The organism is Ruegeria sp. YTSA064 (genome assembly GCF_059610325.1).
The window spans coordinates 256,228-276,705 of sequence record NZ_JBXWNK010000006.1 but is presented as its reverse complement, the minus strand read 5'-3'; the positions used below and the strand labels follow the sequence as shown (position 1 = coordinate 276,705).

Genomic DNA, 20,478 nt, shown 5'->3' with positions numbered 1-20,478 from the left:
GCGGCGCGGGATTATTGCGCGTTTGCCTTGTCTTCCAGGAACTTCTTGAAGATTTCGACGCCTTTGGCGTTGCCATCCGAAGCAGCTGCAACCTGCGGCCACACTTCCGCAATGGACTTCTCGCGCATACGAGCAACTTCTTCGTCGCTCAGCTCGATCACTTCACCACCGGCATCACGCAAAATTTGCAGCGCTTCTTCGACGCCTTCCGCGTGCATGCGGCTGGTTTCGAAGTAGGTTTCTTCAAAGACGCCATCGATCTTTTCGCGCTGCCAGTCGGTCAGGGCATTCCAGCTTTGCAGGTTGATAAAGATCTCCTGATGCTGGGCAGGGTTCCAGCCGGGCATGATCGCATAATCGATCACTTCGTGGAACGACATGTCGTCGATGCCGCCAGTGTCCCAGTATGTGCCTTCGATCGTGCCCAGTTTGATGGCAGTATAGATTTCGCCACCATTCATCGATACCGGCGCACCGCCCATGGTCGAGTGGAAGATGGCCTGAGGACCACCGGCACGCATTTTGTGCCCTTCCAGATCTTCCATCTTTTCGACGCGGAACTTGGTGAACATCGCGTTCGGGCCCTGGTTGGTCCAACCAGCCCAATGCAGGTTACGGGCATGCGCCGCTTCCTGAACGATGTCGCCTACGCGATAATCAGGGTTACCCCACATCACTTCCCAGGCTTCTTCGGTGTTGTTGGCGCCCATAGCCATACCAAACGCCAGCATGCCTTCGGGCATATCGCCACCATAGACCGAGCCCCATCCGGCATAGCCGTCGGTCAAACCAGCTGCGGCGGCGCCAAAGGCCTCTGCACCACTGACCAGTGCTCCGGCGGGCTCAACGCGGATTTTAACAGTGCCTTCGGTCGCTTTTTCAACAGCTTCAACCCAAGGGATCAGGCCGTTGTCCCAGCCAGCATCGGTCTGGTCAAATGCGGGCTGGAAAGTCCATTCAGTGACTTCATCCGGCGGCCCGTCCTGAGCGACGGCTATGCTTGCGGTCACCGCAAAGGCGCCCGCCCACATCGTGGTGTGCATAAACCTGTTTGGTTTCATGTTAGTTCCTCCTCGTTAGTGGATCAGTTTGTTTTCGTGAAATTATGAGTAACCGGACAAACGGCCTTAGCCCCGCCCGAAGATCGTTTGCAGATCGCGGAGCAAGTGTTTCAAGACCACCAAAAGTACCATTACACCGCTAAGCGGAATGGCAAACTTGATTGGATAGATCGGGATCGGGATAGATGTCGGAGTTTTCTGGTTGAGCATCAATGACAATGACGCGGCCTCGTATCCTTTCCAGATCAAGGCGACCAGAAACAGAATAGCTATCGGCGCCGTCAGGACGTCCAAGATCGCTTTTGATCGCTTGCTTGCATTTGCGTAGAAAAGGTCAAGTTTGACAAAGCTGTCATGCTGCAGCGCGTAAACGCCTCCGGTACAGGCCAGCAATACCATTGCTGCCTGCAAAGTGGTTCCAATCCACTGTGAAGGTGCGTTGAGTACGTAGCGCATGAACACATCCGACACACCAAATGCCATGCAATACAGGATCAGGAACCAACCGATACGGCCCATGACCTCTGAGATTGCGCTTGTCAGTTTTTCCAATCCGCGCATCAGCATTCCGACCTCACTGTGTTTTTCATGGATATGGTTCTCCCTCAAAAATTCCGAGTGTAACTTCGATGTTCTCTGTCTCTGGCGGCAAAGTTCAAAGGTAACTAACTCAGACGTATACCATACAGTCGTTGGCTGAAGCTCATCTCAGAGTGTTGACGCGTATTCCACTCATGCAAAACCATGCGAACGGTCTCCCTCCCTTATCGCATCGAACGATCCGAACTACTCCTAGTTTCAGTGCGGAGCCTTCCGGATCGCTACAGCAAACGCGATGGAGTAACGCTGAGAAAGATACAGTTGCTTGTAATAATGGGTACAGATTGTATCGCGCGAGGCGTTCGATGATCGCCACAATTTGTATCTGACCGTATACTGACGGCGAGTGAACATACCCACCTACCGGACACTTATTGAAGTCACGTTTCGGTAGAAGCGCTTTTATTACATAAGGTTGGTGGAAGTTTCTTTTTGAGTTATCATCAATCGATTCGTAATCAGATCACCTGTTTCCGACTGCGATTCCGGAGCGACGATTGGGCATAACTAGCCTTTTGCCTTTCGCAAGGAACACTTGAAAACAAGGATACAGTTTGCAAGTCGCGCGGCGGAAACTGTGACTGGGACCCTGTAGGATATGACACAACGATTGAGTATTGATAAATCTCAGTCCAGCGGATTGCGCGACCAGATCGTCTCGCAGATATCGCGACTCATATTTGAAGGATTGATGCCTTCCGGGCTGAAACTTGCCTCGTGCCGCGTGCTGGCGCGGGATTTAGATGTTTCAATTAATACGGTTGTCGCTGCGTATCGAAAGCTTGAGGAAGAACAACTGATTGAGGCCCGGCCTCGGTCCGGTTATTTTGTGTGTTCTGACCGCGGGATACGAACGGACAGTGATGCGATTGGCCGGTCGAATACCAGGCCCGCTACATCAATTAGCCAGAAACTAAACAAACTGCGTCGTACTGAAGAGATTGAGACAATCCCGCGCCCAATAGACTGGTATAAATATGCCTATCCCTTTGTGTGTAATCAGATCGATGATGGTGTGTTTCCAGTTGCGGATTGGCGTGAGTGCACCCGGCTGGCAATGAACCGAAAAGACCTCAAGATCTGGTCTGCAGATGGACTTTATGATGACAGCCTAGAGCTTGTCGAACAGGTCAGGCAACGCATTTTGCCACGGCGGGGAATTTTCGAGCCCAGTGAATCGATACTGATTACATTGGGTTCACAGAATGGGCTTTTTATTACCAGCCTGCTCTTTGGTGGGCGTGAACGTACTGCGGTAATGGAAGATCCGGGTTATCCGGATGCTCGCAAGATTCTTCAGGCCAATTTCGGTAAGGTGAGCTTTCAACCCGTGGATGAGGAAGGTCTCATTGTTGACGAGCGCCTGCGCGGTGCGGATCTGGTGTTCATCACGCCGAACCGTCAACACCCAACCACAGTCACGTTGTCTGAACGCCGTCGGCGAGCACTGTTGCAAGCTGCTGAAGATTATGACTTTTACATCGTCGAAGATGACTACGAATGCGACGTGGACTATCGTCATTCACCGCTTCTGCCGCTGCGGAGCCTAGATGATACCGACCGCCTGATCTATTTGGGCAGCTTGTCCAAGGGGCTCTCGCCGGGTTTGCGACTGGGGTATTTGGCAGCCGCGCCTGAGTTTATCGATGCAGCGCGAGATTGCCGGGGCATGATGATGCGCCACCCACCCATGATACTGCAACATACTGCCGCCGCGTTCATCAGGTTAGGATATTACGACGGTTTGCTACGCCGGGTGCGGCAGAACTATGAACAACGCTGGCATTTGGCAGACTCGATGATTCGTGAGCGGTTACCCAGCTTTCTGAGAGCAGGTGAATTCGGTGGTACTGTTTTCGTTCTAGCCGATCCCGATGAAAAACTCGAGGCTAAGACAATTTGTGATGCAGCACTCAGACGGGGCGTTATCGTAGAGCCGATTGGACCGTGTTTCTCGAAGGCAGCGGAAGGGAAGCATCATTTCCGAGTTGGTGTCTCATCAATCCAACCGGGGTTGATCCCGCAAGGAATTGAACTGTTATCCAACATCGTGACTGAGTTGCAGGGTACGTGAAGGCTTGTTTGAATTGAAGCCCAAGCTGATCGCGAGAAGTCTGTGTGTAGGAGTTCGGTAAGTTTATTCGCCGAGAGCGGAGTTTTCACCCGTGAAGACCCGCACAAGCAGGCTCGAGATCCAGCTTAGGGCGTACCATGTCAGTAAGAAACCAACACATTCCAAGGCAAATGAGCCCCATTTATAAAATAAGTCGGCTATGACGAATGCACTCAACAACCACGGTCCTTCCTGGCGCAAAAAAGACTTTATTCCTTGTGATTTCATCGCTGTATGCATGGTATGATCCAATCTTTTGAAACTAATCTAGTTGGTTAAACTATTGCAGGAGGATGACGTCGAGGCGCGTCATAGCGCTGCTGTGAGAACCAAGTCATTGTTGGTTCGATGTCGCTTTGCGTGCTCCCACCTTGCAGCGTGTAGCCAGCGGCAAGCCAGGTAAACCCGTCATCTGCAATCTCGGCACAGTTCGTGTAGTCACCCCATTTGCCCAAGGACGGCGTATGCGTTCCTTGCCGCGCGAGGGACAATCGCCAAACTCCATCTATATCGTCATAGGTACCAATGACATGACTTGGATGCAGATTGCCCCCACCGGCGAAAATCGACAGCCCGACGTCGCCGAACCGATTTACGGCTGTCGAGGGATAGGAAAACGCGATCTGATCATTCCAGATGTCAGGCTCGTCGATCAGGGACATTGTGGCTTCGTCGATGCGCACGGTCCGGACAAATGGGTTTGGCCTGTTGGCTTGTTGGTTGGCTGTCCACATGAACCCCAGCGCGCCTCGCCCTAACCAACCGGCCATTATGCGTGGATCGGTCCTGGACATCCAGTCGCCGCCTCCAACTGTAGGCGCGGAATAGCTGCCCGCAAACCACGGGGTGACATCGATGTCGAATTCCTCAACGTCCGGTGAGTTCTCTGGCCACCTGAATACACGGATTTGCGAGTTCGAATTGTGGCTGGCGAAGTACATCGAACCGCGCGCGCCCTGAACACAACGTAGTGAGAAATTGTGCTGCGTTTCGAAGATGTCAAAAGATAATCCAGCGGCAGCTGCAAGTTCGTCCAGCGATATTCGCAATATGACGCACCTCCTAAAAAGGTTGCTGCTGGCCGAGAACACGTTGGTTCCCGCATACAGGTAGTTTTCTGAAAGAGAGACATGGTTGTAGTCAAACCATTCGCCGTTCCACGATGGGTCAATTCCCGCCGGTGTGAAATCCCAGAGGTTCCAGTTGTCATTTCCAAGTGTGCGGCCTTGCTTGACCGCAACACGTAATGTGTTGGTCCCGTTCTGTTCGATATATTGAAGCAGCCAGATCAATAAATCCCGGCTTGGGTCATAAATGGTGGTCTGATCGCAGCAGAAACCTCCATCTGCTGGCGGAAACAAGGTGAAAGGGCTCATATGCGACCAGCTTTGGCCACCATCCAAAGACCGGCTGGCGTACCAGTTTCCAGTGGCCAGTATCTGATTTCCGTTGTTTGAGACCGTGGGCTCGCCGACTGTCGACGTTTGCCCGTTTGTATCAAAATCTGTAAGATTTACTGTGTTGAATATCCTTGGCTGATGGGTCGAGGGCATGGCAGCCTCCGTAATATTAATGTCAAAATGTGAAAATGTGTCAGTAATCCAATTCGGTCGAGTCCGCCTCGCTTGCAGAACTGGTAGAGTTGTCTTCCTCTAATGGCGGGCCACCCTTGCGGCGAACCTTTGAAACCTTCTCGTCGCGTTCACTAAGAGTTTGGGGTGTCATCAGGCCCGATGCTTCTGCCCTTTCACCTAAAGCTGATTGGGCAGACGGTTGCGGTCGAACCTCGACATTTCCTTTGCGGGTACTGTGCTTTTTGCTAGCTTGATTTGCCATTCATCTCTCCTATCCGTTCGTTTGGAAACGTATCCGAATTGGCAGGTCGTCAGATGATGTTGAATATGGCTACACTACCAGATTTCCCCCGATTCTTCAATTGAAGGGCTTCTGCACGCTTTTGAATGACAGGGATTGGCAGGTCAATACGGCAGCATTCTCGATAGGCGACCTGAACGCGGAAACAGGCAGGCCTGTAGGGAATGATAGATGTCTGGTTTCCCGTTAAAGATGGATGTTACGACATTGCCGTTTTCGTCCACAGCCGGAAACCAGCCGCCGTTTTGATGATCCACAAATCGTTCATTCGCATAACCCCAGAGAGTTCTGTACCAGCGCTCATCTTCTGCTTTTCTATCAATTCTGATCAATGCAGCGACGGCACTGATCGCTTCGGATACAGGCCACCAAAACCGGTTCTCGTTTAAGACTTGTCCATCAAAGTCCAACGTATAAGCGATGCCTCCGCCGGGAAGCCAGGCATCACGCAGGGCCTGTTCAATCAACAGACGCGCAGAATGCGGTGCGTCGGTGTTCGGGCGACCCGACAGATCCCAATATTGCAGTTGCAATCGTCCCAATTCAAACGAATGTCCCGGAGTTGTACCGGCTGGCCTAAACATCGGGTCGCCCGCATATGTGCGATCAATCTGCCAGTCGCTCGTGTAGTGTTCTGGCAATCGCCAGTTTTCTTTGGGTGCGACTTTGCCGGCAAAGAAATCCAGAATGCGGCCTGCACGGGATAAATACACCTTGTCCCCCGTTGCTTCAAACGCGGTAAGCAGGGCTTCGACACCATGCATATTAGCATTCATCCCGCGATAGTCGGAGGACGGCGTCCAATCTCTGTTCCATTCGTCACAAAACAGTCCCGCTTCTTCGTCCCAGAAATGTGTATCCAGAATCTTTCGAGCGTATGTCATGAGCCTGTCCGCGCCCGGATGACCTGCCTGCTTTGCGCTCGCCGCCGCAAGAAGTACAAAGACATGCCCGTAAGCCAGTTTGCGATCATCAACGACGCGGTCACCTTCCAGCGCCCAGAAAAATCCACCAAATTCCGCGTCTCGGTGATAGCTCTCAAGATATGCCACACCGTGGTCAACTATCTTTTCGGCACCCTTAAATCCGAAGAGATGACCCATTGCATAAGAATGGATCATTCTGGTGGTCGTGTGCAGTTCCTGCACCTCGCCAGGCAGGGGGGTGCCGTCATGATCAAGCAGAAAGAAACCAGGCCCATTTCGGCAGCTTGCACTGAAAAATTCAAGCTGATGACGAGCCTGTTCCATCAACCAGTTCTGGTGCTCTGGCGTGTCCAGCCAAAAACCTGTTTCAGAATCCAGCCCGACCGGAAGTAGCTTATCAGTTGTCATTCTTATCGTCCCACCTGCGTTAAACGACGGTGCACGCCGCGTCTCACAATACCGCCTTTGAGGTTTTCAATGCTGCAATCGCATCAATTCTTCCAGAATGGTAGATGCCTAATTTTGAGGAAACACTACCACCCCCGATTTGTTTGACCAGACCACGGGAGTTTAGGGCAATTTTTGTGTAGTGATTGGTGAAATTGGACCAATGAAGTTTCGCACGGGAAGGCAGTCTGCACCTGAGTAACGCTGGACATAGCCAGATAGCCTTGCATCATATAGGCTGTGTTCGCAGCTTACATGTCGCCACACTGCGATGGCGAGTGCAGGTTTATATGAGGCTTTGCGAGGGGGGCATGTTCTCATTGTTCAGTGTTAGTTCAATTGTGAGCAAACAATCGCATAGTCATGCGATGTCTGAAAACGGTGTGAGCTGATGGTACTACACCCGGCTGGTCCTAATACTGATCTTGGCGCGATGGAGCATCGCCATCTCACAGTCATGATGGTGGATCTTGTCGGATCAACTGTTCTCGCCCAGACCCTTGATCCCGAGGATTTGCTATCGACCACGCTGCGCTATCAGAAATTGGTCGAACATGCCACCAATGCCTTTGGAGGCAGCGTGCTGCAGATCGTCGGTGACGGAGTTTTGGTGGTCTTTGGGTGGCCTTCTTCCTGTGAAAACAATGCCGAAAGGGCCATGCGCTCGGCTTTGCGCATACATTCTGATCTGGCCGAATTGTCTGGCCCGACCGAATTGCAGTGCCGCATCGGAATCGCTTCTGGCGTCGTGCTGGTCGGGGATATTGCACTCGGGAGCAACATCCAGCCGGATGCGATCTTTGGATCTACGCTAAATCTTGCTGCGCGGTTACAGGCCCTTGCTGAACCCGGTGGGACGCTGATATCCGCTGCGACCCGTGCACTGGGGGGCGAGCAGCTTGAGTTCGATGGCCTGGGTGCAAAGAGCCTTGCAGGATTTGATCGGCCCGTTCCAGTGTATCGCTTGGCAGGTGAGACCCGAATTCAGGTATTGGATAAAGACCGGATACCTTTGATCGGGCGGGACGCTGAGAGAGCGCAACTTCATGCGGCTTGGTCTGACGTGGAAACCGGCAAAGGAAGGGTAATTTATCTGCAGGGTGAAGCAGGAATTGGAAAATCCCACTTGATCCGGGATCTGCGTACGTCGGTCGGCCCCCAGGCCTGGGTGACGTATCATTGCAGTCCTTTTCATGTGAGCTCACCCTTTTTTCCATTCATCTCACAAATTGAACGCTGGTGCGGAATTCTCGACAGCGACGACATCGCGATCCGACGAAACCGAATGACGGAACATCTGGGCAATATTCTGGATGACGACCAGTTGGGCACCTTGTTTTTTGTTCTCGCCCCAGGACCCGGCGATCATGGACCCGCCAGCGAAGAGGCGCTGCGCGCCGAAATCGTTACGATATTCCGTCGTGTCTTTGAAGTGTTAAGCCGCGAAGGGCCGGTGCTTGTCGTGGTCGAGGATTTGCAATGGGCAGATCCGTCGACCCTTTCGGTTCTTCAAGCTGTGGCAGAGCATCTTAGCAAATTACCTGTTCTGCTATTGTTGGCCGGGCGAAATCCTGTCACGCGGGCTATGGAAGAACGCATCCCTTCGCTGCAGATAACTGCACTATCACCGCTGGATGATGACACCGCTGCGGTTTTGGCCGGTGCCGCATCAAATGCGCAGCTTAGTGATGATACCATGGCGCAGATCGTGACCCGTGGGAACGGCATTCCACTTTTCATCAAAGAATGCGCGACGGCTATGGCAGCTTCACCCGAACGTGGGCTGGGGGCCATTCCCGCGACACTTCACGACCTATTGGCGCAGCAAATAGACGAAGTGGGTGAATTGCGCCGTACAGCTGTCGAGGCGGCAGTCATAGGTAGTACATTTGGCGTACCAATGATGGCGCATATCAGCGGCATCTCAGAAGCCGAAGCTGATGAGGCAATACACCAGCTTGCCTCAACAGGTTTACTGCAGCACCTGCCGGGTACAGGGAAAAATGCGACCGGGGCCTGGCGGTTTAGGCACGAACTTGTCCGCGAAGCAGCCTATCAAAGCCTCGTACGGGACCGGCGGGCGCATTTACATCGACGCGCAGCCGAAGCACTGAACGCACAGCCTGAGGCGGCCCGCAAACCGGAACAGATTGCACGTCACTGGGAGTTGGCAGGCGCGCCCGGCAAAGCCGTGGCTGCCTGGATCGAAGCCGCTCGCATAAACCTGCGTCGCCATGCCAATCAAGAAGGTGCGCAGCACGTTAGAAACGGACTGCGATTGCTGCAGAAACTGCCTGCCGAACATCGTGAAGAGGCAGAACTTTCCTTGCAGTTTCTACTTGCAGCCGCAGAACGCGTCCGGATCGGATATGGCGCGGATTCTGCAATTTCAGCCTTCGACCGTAGCTTTGAACTTTCCAAGAAACTCGGGGACCGACGCACTTTGGTGCGCGCCGGCAGGGGTCTCTTTACCGCCGCGATGGTCAAAGGGGATTATCGCAAGGCCGAGCATTGGGGACAGGCGATGATTGATGCCCATGATGATCACCATACGTGCATGGTCGGCAATTACATACGTGGATCAGCGCTTGCACCGCGTGGACAGTTCATAGCTGCGGCGACTGCGCTGGAAAAAGCAGCTTTGCACGCCGAAGCACACGCTGCTGAGGCAGGAAACGATCCGGATGTCGCGGCGATGTTACAGATCGAGAGCATGGCTGCTTTGGTCGACAGTTTCCTGGGAAAAACTGAACGTGCTTTGGCTCGCGCCAAAAGTGCGGTTGATGCTGCAGGGGTATTGGGGCAGTCGCTGACAGTGGCAAATGCGATGCATTGGCAGACCGAGATCTACATGCAGACCGATCATCCGGATTATCCGCATATGGCAAAGACTTTTGCAAAGATCGTGCGAGACAGTGTTGGCCCATATTACAACGCGGTTGCAACCGCGCATCTCGCGGGTGCGTCGATACGTTCGGGCGAACCGGCAAAGGGCGTCGCCTTGCTGCAATCGGCCTGGGAAAAAATGCATGCAACTGGAGCCAAGGCGGCAGGTGTTCTTGTCCATACTGAACTTGCGCGTGGCTTTCTCGCGCTTGGTCAAATCCCACAAGGTCTGGAAGCAGTTGATGCTGGTTTAAGATTTGCGGATCAAACCGGAGAGCGGAATTACGAAGCCGAGCTAAACCGGATCAGAGCTGCGCTGCTGGCAAAGCAGGAAGACGCTTCTGATGAGGCCGAGGCCGCGTGCCGAACGGCGATACAGGTGGCCCGTGATCAGGGAGCTGCTCTGTATGAGAAACGAGCATTAGAAGATCTGGCCCGTCTGCGACCAGTTGACCCTGAGATTGCTGCACGTCTTGCCAAGCTGAATGATGCCGGGGTTTCGGCCTAGCGCCTTCGGCCCAATGCACAGTCATCCGGGGCAAGATTCAGACCAACAAATTCAGCGACCTGCGCAAATGAAGAGGTTTTTAGCAGCAGCCGATGTCCCGTTTGCGAAAAGGTCTTGGCCGAGTACAGGTTCTTTGAGACCATTGGGTTGTTCATGAGTTGCGTGATCGCGTCATACCCCACCATTGACGTCATCAAGTCACCCATAATGACGGTCCCCTTGTGCTGCTCGGCGAACAAGCCCGGAAACAACTCGATCCGGTCAACATTGCAATACATTCTGCTCAGGTCGGCGATTAGCTCGTCGGCGAAGGGCTGATCCCCCACAAGATCCGCGATGCTCGAGTGTACTCGACGTTTAAAATGATGACGATAGGCGTTCAGCGAGGGAAGTCGTGCTTTGCGTGTAAGGGCAATCGTTGCTTCGACCGGTGAGGGCACACCTTTTGCAGGCCTTTCGAACAGAAAATCAGGTGTATTGCGCAGCGATATCCTGGCTGCGGGTTGGCGCGAGAGAGAGCGGATCATTTCCTCAAGTCCCGTTTGTTCGACGAGGCGAGGGTTGAACCGGAAACCAGTCGGCTCGACCTGAGCGCCGTCGATGATGAAACGCTCGGGGATCATTGAATGCCAACGGTACAGCAAATTGAATTCAATCGCGATTTGGTTTGAGTGATGCCAACGCTGCCAGCGGTTGACGCCGACCGGCAGATGAAAAGGCATGTTTGCCACGTGGCTGATATAGTCCTCGATCACCAGTTTGATCAGCAGCGCGATCAGAGTGCATCGCGTGGTTTGGAACACGCGCTCTTTATCCCAGCCGTCAGTGCCGCGTTTCTCGCGCCAGAGAAGATCGGCAAATGTATTGTGCGCGCGCATCATCAATGTGTTGATGGCAGTATAGCCGATCGTGCCGTTGCCGTTGTCCAGGCCGGTTGCGTGAAAATCAAGCAGCCTTTGATCGACTTGTTGGCACGTCAGCTCGGGATGTGCGCGTTTCAGGGAGTTGCGCAGCTTGCACGGATCATGCAGGGGCCGCGCAGCATCATCACCCTCGGCGAGACTGCCATCAAATGGCGGGGCCAGCTTAACTCCACCGGATTGATCTTTCTGGAACAGCTTCGGCGGCCACATTTCGCCATTGTCGTCCATCCGAAACGCCAGTCGGTGGGTCATTACGCCTGTTTCGGGGTCTCTTTCGCGCAGCATATCAGTTTGAAAATCATTCAACCCGTAGATCTGGCAAAGATCGACTTCGTGGTTTGAATCAGTCTGATCAAACGGTCCGGTTGGCCCGAAGGTCCGCAGAAAGCTGTCGGTGAACCATTGCGCGACCGATATGAAAAGAACGGTCGTGCCTTGCGGGCACAACAAGGTAAGCGGGCTGCCATCTATCTGTGTTCTGCGGCGAAACAAGTCGGCCACTTCACTTTCCGATGGCAGGATCGGTGAGGGATCTTCGGGCGGTGTGTGACGACCAATCCAGCGGTTGGAATAGACGCCCGGCCAGCTGGTATAGTCCGCACACAATGTATAGGGTCGCGGCCGGTGCACCCGCGCTGCATTCGCAAGCCTCATGGCTGAGATATAGCTTGTCGTGCGTGGTGCGATCTTGAACCCAAGATTGATAAGATCATCAATATTCAGCATCTAAATGGCTCCAATTGATCATCGGTTTGGAAAACGGGCGCGCGCGAGGCTGAGGTAAGTCTTAAGCCGGATTTCGTTGATCGGACCCAGAGGTTTGTGCTCGGCGGTCACACGCCATGGCGAAAATGAAAGGGTATCACCATCGAGCGGATCAAATTCTGCATCTCTTTCGATGGTAATATCTGCGATGGGTGTAACCGTGCGATGAAACGGGTCAAGTGGTGCGTCTGGCTGTGGATCGCAGGCCCATCGGACGCGGTTGTCGAGCGGATCGAAGTCGCCATCATTACGCGGTGGTTCGATTATACAGAACTCAAATCGATTGCCGTCACCGGCGACGTCCTGACGGAGTTTCCGGCTGATGCCGTCATGCTCGTCCACCGGTTTAGTTGCTACCTTATGTCGAACGCTGCGGGCGAGGTATCGTACTGTCAGGTCAGTCCCCAGCCGATAGGGCGTCGTTGACCAGAAATGCGCCTCGAATGGCGACTGCATGTAGTTCGAGGCAAAATCGCTCGCAGTCTGAAGACGTCGCCTGCCTTTTTGTGTGGCAAATGCGTGAAACAGGGCCACCAACCCTCGAGTGATCAGCTTCAATGACCAGCTGCGACGCTTATTTGACGCGTGCTGTAGGGCTTGCAGCGTGGCGATCAGGCTGCTTAGCCGTTCATAATCGTCGGAAAGGTAACTGGGGAAAGTGTCCCGATCGACAAGAACAAAGTCGAACTCATCGCTGATTTGCGAGATGTTGAGTTGTGAAAGCGCCTCGACGTCGATCAGTTTGGTGCCCGGCACATCAAATAGTTTGACCGCCATTCCATGGGCATCGGTTTTACGATCATCCAGATGCGCACCGTTGGAAAAGCGAACTGCTGCAGAATAACTTGCTGCTTTTTCGAAAAGGCCATGGCGCAACCTTTCCGGCAGATCGTCCCGGATTGTGAAAGTGGCTTTGACACACCCATGGCTGCGCCCATGTTGCGCTCTTAACCTTCGACCTTTCCACTTCGCGATCGCTTCAAAATTCTGATCGATGATATCGTCAACCACGTCTTCAGGTGAAGTGTTTGGCAAATAATGTGTCAACGAACCCCCTTTCCCGAGCAAGCCCAGGCAATAATTAACCTCTACAAATATGTCTGACAGCCAACCCCTTCTAAATGCCCGCAGATTAACCCTTTTTGGTTTTTCTTTCAAATGAAGTGACTTATGGCAGCCTTATTGCCTCAATCCTTTCGACCTCAAACAGCCGTTTTCGCGTCAGAATGAAGTATACCGGTCAATAATTGGTAGGGTGGGATCAATCGATTTACGACTTCCAAACGGGCGCGGTTGGCGCCGTGTTCGCTAGCGTTGCGTTGGCTTACCTTGGAAGACTTATGCTGACAGAAAGTTATTGACGCATTTCTTGATCTCGGGCACTCAGGCAGCAGATGGTTCCCAACGATACGTCAGAGGGATGAAAAGGGAATACGGTGAGGAATGCCACGCGGCGCCAATTCCGTAACTGCCCCCGCAACTGTAAGCGGTGAGCTATGCCAAATAGCCACTGACCCCAAGGGTCGGGAAGGTTGGCCAAGCGCGGACCCGCAAGTCAGGAGACCTGCCATCAATTGTTCAACCAACCCGGGGCGGGGCGTCCTGGAAGGAGGTATTGATGGCACGTTATACACGTGTGTGCACGACTGGCAGCTTCCGTCTGCGCTTGGAAACAAGCGGAGTGAGAAATGCGAAAATCGCTGATCAATACATTGTCGACAACGTGAACCGCCGACGCGGGGTGCCCAACGCGGTGTTCAGAATACTCAAAACGTTACGATATAGCATAGCAATAACTTTAATTGCGCAATAAAGGTGGCGAGATGACGAACAATGTTGATCATATCCTTCTTGTCTGCGCGAGCTGCAGAAGTGGCGAAAGTGCAGACAAAGTACCCCAGGCTTTGAAGCATAAATTGCCGAGGGAATTTGTGATCCGCTCTGTGAATTGTATGGCGGGTTGTGAAAGGCCAACCACCATCGGCTTTCAGGCCCGTGGCAAAGCACAATATCTATTTGGTGACATTTCTACAGATAAAGATTTGGACGCGATCGTTGAATTTGCCCATCAGTATCTGCGCAGTGGCGATGGTTGGACAAAAGCCACTGATCGGCCACGGGCATTGTTCACAAAAACTCTCTCACGCCTGCCGCGTATTGAGCTTGAGGAAGCGCTATGACCAAGCAAAGCTTTCTGATAGCCGAAAATCTGGAATATTACGCGCTTAACGGAGATATCTTGTTGCAAGGCGTTTCGTTCGCCTTGGACGAGGGCGCTATTCTTGCGATCGCTGGTCCGAACGGGGCAGGTAAAACAACGCTTTTGAATCTACTCTGTGGTGCCGAGGCACTGGCATTGGGGGATGTGCGTATGAATGGACAAAGCCTCAAGCACCTATCCGCAAAAGAACGCGCCCGCATGATAGCCGTTGTCAGCCAGCAGGAATTTCCTGACGGGCGTCTGTCACTGCGTGATTATGTGGCATTGGGTCAGATCCCCATACGCGCAGATCGCTCGGCCGAAGATCATGCGCGCGAACTGAACCGGATATTAGACCTCACCCATTTAGGCATGTTGGCGGACAAGCGGATGGCTCAGCTTTCTGGGGGTGAGCGTCAGCGGGCTCATATTGCTCGCGCCTTGGCACAAAACCCCTCGTTGCTGTTTCTCGATGAACCCACAAATCATTTGGATCCGGACGCAAAGGGGCGGATGCTATCGCTGGTCGCTGATCTTGGGGTCACAGTGGTAATGATCGTGCACGATTTGGTCATGATCCCTGAATTTGCCACACATGTTGCTTTGATGAAATCCACGCACCTGACCGGATTTGGCACTGTTGCCGAAGTTCTGACGCCCGAACGGGTCCGTGAAACCTTTGGCGTGGATTATCTGTGCTTTCACCATGAGGGTCGCGTGATACCGGCTCTTGATATCCGAAGAACCACTGTTTCTACATAAACTCAGGAGAATATTGATGAAACACATCTGGTCCGTGGCTTTGGTCACTGCCATTGCAAGCAGCGCTGCAGCGCAGGAAGTCACCGTGGACAATTGCGGCGAACCCCTTGTGTTTGAGACGTTGCCGGAACGGTTGGTCGTGCATGACATGAACATGACGGATATGGCTTTTGCTTTGGGGCTACAGGACAAGATCGTCGGCCTCACCGGGATCACCGGCTGGTACAAGACCAGCCCGGAATTCGATACCTTGCGGGGTAACATTCCGGAGCTCGCGCCGAAATACCCCACTGTTGAGAACCTCGTCGCAGCGGACCCAGATTTGTTTTTCGCGGGCTGGTATTATGGAATGAAACCGGGTGGGGATGTGACGCCAGACACATTGGAACCCTTCGGGATCAAAACCATGATCCTGACCGAAAGCTGTGTGCATTTGGACAAGGATCGCCCCGAGTCCAGCATGGACCTGCTGTTTGACGATGTTCTGCGTCTTGGCAAGGTTATGCAGGTCGAGGACAAGGCCGAGGCGCTAGTGAGTGAATGGAAAGACGAATTGGCCGCGATCGAAGCGCAAACGACCGAGCTGCCGAAGCCTCGAGTTTTCTTGTTGGATGGTCCGGCGGATGCACCGTTCACTGCTGGGAAGTTTGCCATTCCCGATGCTATGATCGCTGCGGCGGGTGGTGAGAATGTCACCCATGACATGGATACAAGCTGGGGGCGTAGTTCCTGGGAAGCCGTAGCCACATCTAACCCCGAATTCCTGGTGCTGCTGGATTATCAGACCGGCAACGGCGCAGCAGATACCTTCAAATTCCTGCAAGAGCATCCGGTGATGTCGCAGACCGATGCCGTCAAGAATGAGCGTTGGATCGGCTTGCGGTACGAAGAATTGACACCTGGCCCCGCAAATATTGAGGCGATCTCGAAAATGGCTCAAGCGATGCATCCGGGCCTCAACTGATATGGGCCGATTTGGCCTAACACTTCTGCTGGGGGCGGCTATTTTGGCCGCCCTTGTGCTGGTTTCCACGATTTACGGAACTACCTCGATCCCGGTGTCTGAGACATTTACTGCTATTATGCGTGGCACGGGTATCGACGACGGCGAAATGTCTCCGATGCACCGGATCGTGTTTGATCTCAGGTTGCCCCGTGCATTGTTCGCCGCTGTGATAGGCGCCGGACTTGGTATCGTTGGCGTCGTCCTACAAACCACGACTCGCAACGATCTTGCCGACCCTTTTCTTTTTGGCTTGTCTTCGGGGGCCGCCGCAGGTGCGGTGTTTGTCATCACCGTAACCGGAGATGTGCTGGGTTTTTGGACACTGCCGCTCGCCGCCTTCTGCGGAGGGCTCGTCGCGTCGGGCGTTGTATTGGCGCTGGTTCACGGTTTGCGCACAAGTGCGCCAGAGAAACTAATCCTGGCAGGATTGGCGGTTTCATTCCTGTTTTCAGCCATCACCAACTACTTGATATTTGCGGGTGACAACCGCGCTGCCCACTCGGTGATCTTCTGGATGTTAGGTGGATTGGGCCTGGCCCGCTGGGAGACGTTTCCGCTTGTTTGTGTTGGGCTGATCCTGATCCTAACGTATTCTCTGTATCGCAGTCGTTGGTTGGACGCGCTGCTTACGGGGGATTTAACCGCAGCAACTCTTGGGGTCCCTGTTCAGGGATTGAGATTCAGCATGTTTTTCACGGCGGCTTTGGCAACTGCAGTTTTTGTCTCGGTGGCGGGTGTGATCGGATTTGTTGGCTTAATGGTGCCACACATAGCCCGCGGAATTGCGGGACCTTTGCACAGCCACCTTGTACCGACTGCCGCGATTGTTGGCGCTGCGTTATTGACCGGTTCGGATATTCTCAGCAGGCTTTTGCTGGCGCCACAGGAGTTGCCAGTAGGGATTGTCACGACTTCCATTGGTTCGGTTTTTGTATTTTTGCTTTTGTTCAGAACAGCAAGAAACCAGCGGTGAATTTAAGTGATGAACAGCCGCAGCTATCGCTTTCCGGATTTAATCGCATCTCCGCTTCTTGATGGTCGCAATGAGCCTAAAATTGCCAACTTCTCAATAGTTTACTCTATTTGAAAGGTGCAGTCGGGCTAAAAGTTTGGCAATCAAATGATCATTCTACTCTTGGCGAGATACGCCACAGAAAAGCGCCGCCGATAAAGAATGCCAGATCACCCAGTGATGTGACCACGCGAAACAACCCGATTGCAATCAGCGCTTCTGCCTCAGATATGTAGGCCTGTAAAAAAATGAGCAGAACAAACTCACGGATTCCGATCCCTCCAGGCGCGCCAGGAGTGACATAGCCTAACAGCCAAGACGTCACGGCAATGACTATGATGGCAGGGTCATAGTCACCGGAAACCAATCCAACCAATACCAACAAAGTAAAACCCATGGCTAAAAAGAAGATGGAAGCAAGCAACGATCCGTAGATAAGCCTTTGTCGCGACGGCGTGTTGGGCTGCGCTCGAAGCATTCTTGTAATCAGTATGATCATCAAAATGGCAATAACCATCGCTGTCGGTACAAGCCAATGAATGGGTATGACCTCAGATATTTCTAGTGAGTGGGGAGCTGCACCAAATGTAAATCCAATTAGAGCGAAAAGCCCCGCGACCAGAATAAGAGTGCAAATTTCAAGAATATTTGCGAGCGCCAACCCACCCTGACTTGCTCCATGGTCAGCCATAACGATATGTCGGCCCAAATATTGAAACACGTTTCCCGGTAGATATTTCGCGATCTGCGTTTTGGAGTAGGTTGAAAACGTCAGTGCACGTGAAAATGTTTGGTCTTGCGTTCCCTGGACCAGCCCATGCCAAAGCTCGGCCAATAGCAACAAAGCGGTTGAATAAAAAAATATTGCCGCAAATACGATTGCCCACGCCTGCCAGCCAGGAGACCAAGCCGCAATTTGGGACCAGTGCTGTGCAACCGCGACGGTAAAATAGTACAAAGTCACGGCAACAATGGCCCAGCCTATCACGCGTAGCGCGCGCCGCTGTCCACGCCCTAACTTATTTGGAAGTGTCATTTCTCTGCTACAGGGGTGGGTTGGATCAGTGTCGTTTGATCGGGGTAGGGCAGTGATGGAACGCGCCCCCGGTAGGTCTTGATCTGTGCCTCCACCGCTTCAATCGGGCTGCGATACTCCCGTCTGCCAGAGTTATCAAATACGATCATGCCACCAGGTGCAACGTGTGCTATCGCGTGCCTCAAACAAGCCACCCGTGCGCGTCCGTCTATGATGATGACGTCGAATGGACCTTCTGCGCCTTCGATTGCAGTGACATAATTTTCGAAGCTGTGCGAAGTATTGCCAGGTTTTTTTGATCCGTATTCTGGATTGTAGTTGGCATCGGGCTCAATCAGCCCCAATTCAACGTTGGAAAACGCGCTCAGCCGGTTGGATATTACAGGATGCCAATCGACATCATGTTCGACACTGGTGACATGATGAGCGCGCCGCGCGGCCCAGATTGTGCTGGTACCGCTACCGTATTCAAAAACGCGTGGGGTGTCTCACTGGGCGAGAAAAGCGTCGATCTTGTCGATGGACGTCAGTCTGGCGGTTGATGGGGCTCGATTCATTTCGTGGGGTCAGAGAAATCGTGGTAGAATCAATACTATTGCGTTGTGTGTAAGAGTTTCCTGTGTTTTTTGTTGTTTTATGGGTCAATTGAATGAATTGCGTGCGTAGATGGATGACAAAGACTTAAAAATCATTGAGGCATTGCAAAAGAACAGTTCTCTTTCGCAGCGAGAGCTTGCCGAAAAGGTCAACTTGTCTCAGAACGCCTGTTGGCGACGCTTGCAGCGGTTGAACGAGACCGGTGTAATCGTTGGTTCGACGGTGCGCGTTAACCGCGAGAAACTTGGCCTCGGCTTGGTAGTCTTCATGATGGTGAAAACGCGCCATCATTCGACGGAATGGCTTGATGCATTCCGCCGCGCCGTATTGAAAATTCCGGATGTCGTAGATTTTTTCCGGATCGGGGGCGATTACGACTACATGATAAAGGTCATCACTGAGGATATGAACTCGTATGATCTGGTATATCAGCGCTTGATTTCAGAAGTAGAGCTTGACTCAGTTACCTCCTATTTCTCGATGGAAGCAATCGCTGAGCAGCGGCCATTAAAAATCTCTTGAACTTTGATTTTCACGTGAACAGCCCGATTTGGTTGGTCCAAACTAATTGTAAGTGCATGATTGGATTGTTTTCGATTGGGAAGAATCGCACTAGGGGCGATCGTAAACTTTAGGCGAAGTTTTCCCCATTCTTGTGGTCACATACACAGGATAATCTGAAATCGGTTGATATTTTGGTGATAATATTCACCAGGTCGCAGATATCATTTCCATCAGGAGGACACGATATGAATAGACTTATCCAAGCTGCCGCATTCGGTATTTCGGGTATAGGAGCAGCCATTTCGCCAGCGATGGCCGATGAGTGGCGCCTTAACAACTTTCTTCCGGAAACACGCCCGGAAACGGCTGAGCTGGAGCAATTCGTCGAAGATGTGAACGGCGCACTCGCGGAAGGCTCTGAGATTACTCTCTACAGCGGCGGTTCGCTGGGTTTGCCCAACACGGATACCTTGCGTTTTTTGCCCAAAGGCGCAGTGGAAATGAGCTTGATGTGGGCCAACTATTTAGGGCGTGACGCTCCTGCGCTAAGCTCCGTAGTTGTTCAGGGCACCATCGGCTCGATCGAGGAGTTCGAAAAAGCAATCCCGACAGTCCGCGATATCTATGAAGAAGAGTTTGCTGACTGGGGTGTGTCCTCAGTGGGTTATGTCGCAATCCCGATGCTGTCGGTTTCAGTTTTCTGCCGGGATGAGCCCGTGCGCACCCTTGAGGATCTCAAATCAAAGAAGCTGCGTGTCTGGGCGCGTGATCAGGTCGAAACCTTCACCCGTCTGGGTGTAGCCGCGCAGATCATCCCGCAAGAAGAAATGTATGTGGCGCTCAAGACCGGGGTCGTTGACTGTGCCCTTTACCCGGCGCTCTATGCGCATACGGTCTCGTTGCAGGAAGTGGCCAAGTATGCGTCATTCCTTTATCCGATGGCATCCGGCCCATACGTAATCGGTGTGGCCACCGACAAGTGGGACGCGACGGATGAGGCGACCAAAGCGGCGATCACTGCAGCAGCAGATGATTTGTGGGACCGTACCAACCAGTATGAAGATGACTTCGAGCGTGAGCTTGCTGCCCGTGAAAAACTTGGTGAAGAGGGTGTGACCTGGGGTGAAGACTTCTCTGACGAAGACCGGGCCCTCTTTGTGTCCTCGGTAACCGAAACATGGAAAATGCTGGCGGAAGAAGCTGGTGGAAACGCACCGGCCTACCGCGAACGTGTTCTGACCGCTTTGGGCCGCTAAT

18 protein-coding genes and 1 riboswitch are annotated in these 20,478 nt (G+C 52.9%); of the genes, 9 read left to right on the top strand and 9 right to left on the bottom strand.

Going from position 1 to position 20,478, the window contains the following annotated elements:
* Nucleotides 1–11: 11 nt before the first annotated feature.
* Together AC2FI7_RS11400 and AC2FI7_RS11395 are read right to left on the bottom strand one after the other, a co-directional pair.
* Nucleotides 12–1,061, bottom strand: a complete 1,050-nt coding sequence (locus AC2FI7_RS11400) for a TRAP transporter substrate-binding protein (RefSeq protein ID WP_010441629.1) — start codon at nt 1,059–1,061, stop codon at nt 12–14.
* A gap of 66 nt (nt 1,062–1,127) precedes the next feature.
* Nucleotides 1,128–1,628, bottom strand: coding sequence for a TRAP transporter small permease subunit (locus AC2FI7_RS11395; RefSeq protein ID WP_170543928.1), 501 nt, complete (start codon nt 1,626–1,628; stop codon nt 1,128–1,130).
* A gap of 643 nt (nt 1,629–2,271) precedes the next feature.
* Between AC2FI7_RS11395 and AC2FI7_RS11390 the strand changes: the two genes are divergently transcribed.
* The gene (locus AC2FI7_RS11390; protein ID WP_238528789.1) at nt 2,272–3,735 is read left to right on the top strand and encodes an aminotransferase-like domain-containing protein; all 1,464 of its coding nucleotides are present in this window, start codon (nt 2,272–2,274) and stop codon (nt 3,733–3,735) included.
* 314 nt (nt 3,736–4,049) lie between these two features.
* On the opposite strand, the gene AC2FI7_RS11385 is transcribed toward AC2FI7_RS11390, so the two are convergent.
* From AC2FI7_RS11385 to AC2FI7_RS11375, 3 genes are all read right to left on the bottom strand, one after another.
* Nucleotides 4,050–5,327: a hypothetical protein gene (locus AC2FI7_RS11385; protein WP_496816163.1), complete on the bottom strand. Its 1,278-nt coding sequence runs from the start codon at nt 5,325–5,327 to the stop codon at nt 4,050–4,052.
* A 40-nt stretch (nt 5,328–5,367) separates the two neighbouring features.
* A complete protein-coding gene (locus tag AC2FI7_RS11380; protein WP_010441625.1) occupies nt 5,368–5,610 on the bottom strand; it encodes a hypothetical protein in 243 nt (80 codons plus the stop codon).
* A gap of 143 nt (nt 5,611–5,753) precedes the next feature.
* The gene (locus AC2FI7_RS11375; RefSeq protein WP_010441624.1) at nt 5,754–6,983 is read right to left on the bottom strand and encodes an AGE family epimerase/isomerase; all 1,230 of its coding nucleotides are present in this window, start codon (nt 6,981–6,983) and stop codon (nt 5,754–5,756) included.
* Between the two features lie 430 nt (nt 6,984–7,413).
* Here AC2FI7_RS11375 and AC2FI7_RS11370 point away from each other — a divergent pair, with 430 nt between their 5' ends.
* Nucleotides 7,414–10,416, top strand: a complete 3,003-nt coding sequence (locus tag AC2FI7_RS11370) for an ATP-binding protein (protein ID WP_029621953.1) — start codon at nt 7,414–7,416, stop codon at nt 10,414–10,416.
* Here the strand turns inward: AC2FI7_RS11370 and AC2FI7_RS11365 are convergent.
* Nucleotides 10,413–12,065: a peroxidase family protein gene (locus AC2FI7_RS11365; RefSeq protein WP_010441622.1), complete on the bottom strand. Its 1,653-nt coding sequence runs from the start codon at nt 12,063–12,065 to the stop codon at nt 10,413–10,415. The two genes, AC2FI7_RS11370 and AC2FI7_RS11365, sit on opposite strands and share 4 nt — an antisense overlap.
* Before the next feature lie 18 nt (nt 12,066–12,083).
* Nucleotides 12,084–13,151 (bottom strand): catalase family protein, encoded by a 1,068-nt coding sequence (locus AC2FI7_RS11360; RefSeq protein WP_010441621.1) that lies wholly within the window; start codon nt 13,149–13,151, stop codon nt 12,084–12,086.
* Nucleotides 13,152–13,482: 331 nt separating this feature from the next.
* A riboswitch (cobalamin riboswitch) is annotated at nt 13,483–13,690 on the top strand.
* Between the two features lie 237 nt (nt 13,691–13,927).
* Between AC2FI7_RS11360 and AC2FI7_RS11355 the strand changes: the two genes are divergently transcribed.
* From AC2FI7_RS11355 to AC2FI7_RS11340, 4 genes are read left to right on the top strand one after another with little or no spacing between them, the layout of a single operon-like run.
* Entirely contained in the window at nt 13,928–14,284 is a 357-nt protein-coding gene (locus AC2FI7_RS11355) for a DUF1636 family protein (RefSeq protein WP_010441620.1), read from the top strand.
* A complete protein-coding gene (locus AC2FI7_RS11350; protein ID WP_010441619.1) occupies nt 14,281–15,066 on the top strand; it encodes an ABC transporter ATP-binding protein in 786 nt (261 codons plus the stop codon). The genes AC2FI7_RS11355 and AC2FI7_RS11350 overlap by 4 nt, the downstream gene beginning before the upstream one ends.
* Nucleotides 15,067–15,082: 16 nt before the next feature.
* Nucleotides 15,083–16,030, top strand: a complete 948-nt coding sequence (locus AC2FI7_RS11345; protein WP_010441618.1) for an ABC transporter substrate-binding protein — start codon at nt 15,083–15,085, stop codon at nt 16,028–16,030.
* A gap of 1 nt (nt 16,031) precedes the next feature.
* On the top strand, nt 16,032–17,045 hold the full coding sequence (locus tag AC2FI7_RS11340) for a FecCD family ABC transporter permease (RefSeq protein ID WP_010441617.1): 1,014 nt from the start codon (nt 16,032–16,034) through the stop codon (nt 17,043–17,045).
* Nucleotides 17,046–17,196: 151 nt separating this feature from the next.
* On the opposite strand, the gene AC2FI7_RS11335 is transcribed toward AC2FI7_RS11340, so the two are convergent.
* Together AC2FI7_RS11335 and AC2FI7_RS11330 are read right to left on the bottom strand one after the other, a co-directional pair.
* Nucleotides 17,197–18,120 carry a hypothetical protein gene (locus AC2FI7_RS11335; protein ID WP_496816162.1) on the bottom strand — a complete coding sequence of 308 codons (924 nt, stop codon included), beginning with the start codon at nt 18,118–18,120 and terminating at the stop codon, nt 17,197–17,199.
* Nucleotides 18,117–18,566 carry an O-methyltransferase gene (locus AC2FI7_RS11330; protein WP_496833394.1) on the bottom strand — a complete coding sequence of 150 codons (450 nt, stop codon included), beginning with the start codon at nt 18,564–18,566 and terminating at the stop codon, nt 18,117–18,119. The genes AC2FI7_RS11335 and AC2FI7_RS11330 overlap by 4 nt, the downstream gene beginning before the upstream one ends.
* On the opposite strand from AC2FI7_RS11330, the gene AC2FI7_RS11325 reads away from it, so the two are divergent.
* The 3 genes from AC2FI7_RS11325 (at nt 18,507) to dctP (ending at nt 20,477) form a co-directional block, all read left to right on the top strand.
* On the top strand, nt 18,507–18,662 hold the full coding sequence (locus AC2FI7_RS11325) for a hypothetical protein (protein WP_010441614.1): 156 nt from the start codon (nt 18,507–18,509) through the stop codon (nt 18,660–18,662). The genes AC2FI7_RS11330 and AC2FI7_RS11325 overlap by 60 nt on opposite strands.
* A 124-nt stretch (nt 18,663–18,786) precedes the next feature.
* Entirely contained in the window at nt 18,787–19,239 is a 453-nt protein-coding gene (locus tag AC2FI7_RS11320; protein WP_010441613.1) for an Lrp/AsnC family transcriptional regulator, read from the top strand.
* Between the two features lie 227 nt (nt 19,240–19,466).
* The gene (dctP, locus tag AC2FI7_RS11315; protein ID WP_010441612.1) at nt 19,467–20,477 is read left to right on the top strand and encodes a TRAP transporter substrate-binding protein DctP; all 1,011 of its coding nucleotides are present in this window, start codon (nt 19,467–19,469) and stop codon (nt 20,475–20,477) included.
* Nucleotide 20,478: the final 1 nt, after the last annotated feature.

What these genes read in the sequence shown, in the direction of transcription:
- AC2FI7_RS11320 (WP_010441613.1), top strand. Translation starts at nt 18,787, where the DNA reads ATGGATGACAAAGACTTAAAAATCATTGAGGCATTGCAAAAGAACAGT.
- AC2FI7_RS11345 (WP_010441618.1), top strand. Translation starts at nt 15,083, where the DNA reads ATGAAACACATCTGGTCCGTGGCTTTGGTCACTGCCATTGCAAGCAGC.
- AC2FI7_RS11370 (WP_029621953.1), top strand. Translation starts at nt 7,414, where the DNA reads ATGGTACTACACCCGGCTGGTCCTAATACTGATCTTGGCGCGATGGAG.
- AC2FI7_RS11375 (WP_010441624.1), bottom strand. Translation starts at nt 6,983, where the DNA reads ATGACAACTGATAAGCTACTTCCGGTCGGGCTGGATTCTGAAACAGGT.
- AC2FI7_RS11365 (WP_010441622.1), bottom strand. Translation starts at nt 12,065, where the DNA reads ATGCTGAATATTGATGATCTTATCAATCTTGGGTTCAAGATCGCACCA.
- AC2FI7_RS11335 (WP_496816162.1), bottom strand. Translation starts at nt 18,120, where the DNA reads ATGACACTTCCAAATAAGTTAGGGCGTGGACAGCGGCGCGCGCTACGC.
- AC2FI7_RS11395 (WP_170543928.1), bottom strand. Translation starts at nt 1,628, where the DNA reads ATGCTGATGCGCGGATTGGAAAAACTGACAAGCGCAATCTCAGAGGTC.
- AC2FI7_RS11355 (WP_010441620.1), top strand. Translation starts at nt 13,928, where the DNA reads ATGACGAACAATGTTGATCATATCCTTCTTGTCTGCGCGAGCTGCAGA.
- AC2FI7_RS11380 (WP_010441625.1), bottom strand. Translation starts at nt 5,610, where the DNA reads ATGGCAAATCAAGCTAGCAAAAAGCACAGTACCCGCAAAGGAAATGTC.
- AC2FI7_RS11385 (WP_496816163.1), bottom strand. Translation starts at nt 5,327, where the DNA reads ATGCCCTCGACCCATCAGCCAAGGATATTCAACACAGTAAATCTTACA.
- AC2FI7_RS11400 (WP_010441629.1), bottom strand. Translation starts at nt 1,061, where the DNA reads ATGAAACCAAACAGGTTTATGCACACCACGATGTGGGCGGGCGCCTTT.
- AC2FI7_RS11340 (WP_010441617.1), top strand. Translation starts at nt 16,032, where the DNA reads ATGGGCCGATTTGGCCTAACACTTCTGCTGGGGGCGGCTATTTTGGCC.
- dctP (WP_010441612.1), top strand. Translation starts at nt 19,467, where the DNA reads ATGAATAGACTTATCCAAGCTGCCGCATTCGGTATTTCGGGTATAGGA.
- AC2FI7_RS11325 (WP_010441614.1), top strand. Translation starts at nt 18,507, where the DNA reads ATGCCAATCGACATCATGTTCGACACTGGTGACATGATGAGCGCGCCG.
- AC2FI7_RS11350 (WP_010441619.1), top strand. Translation starts at nt 14,281, where the DNA reads ATGACCAAGCAAAGCTTTCTGATAGCCGAAAATCTGGAATATTACGCG.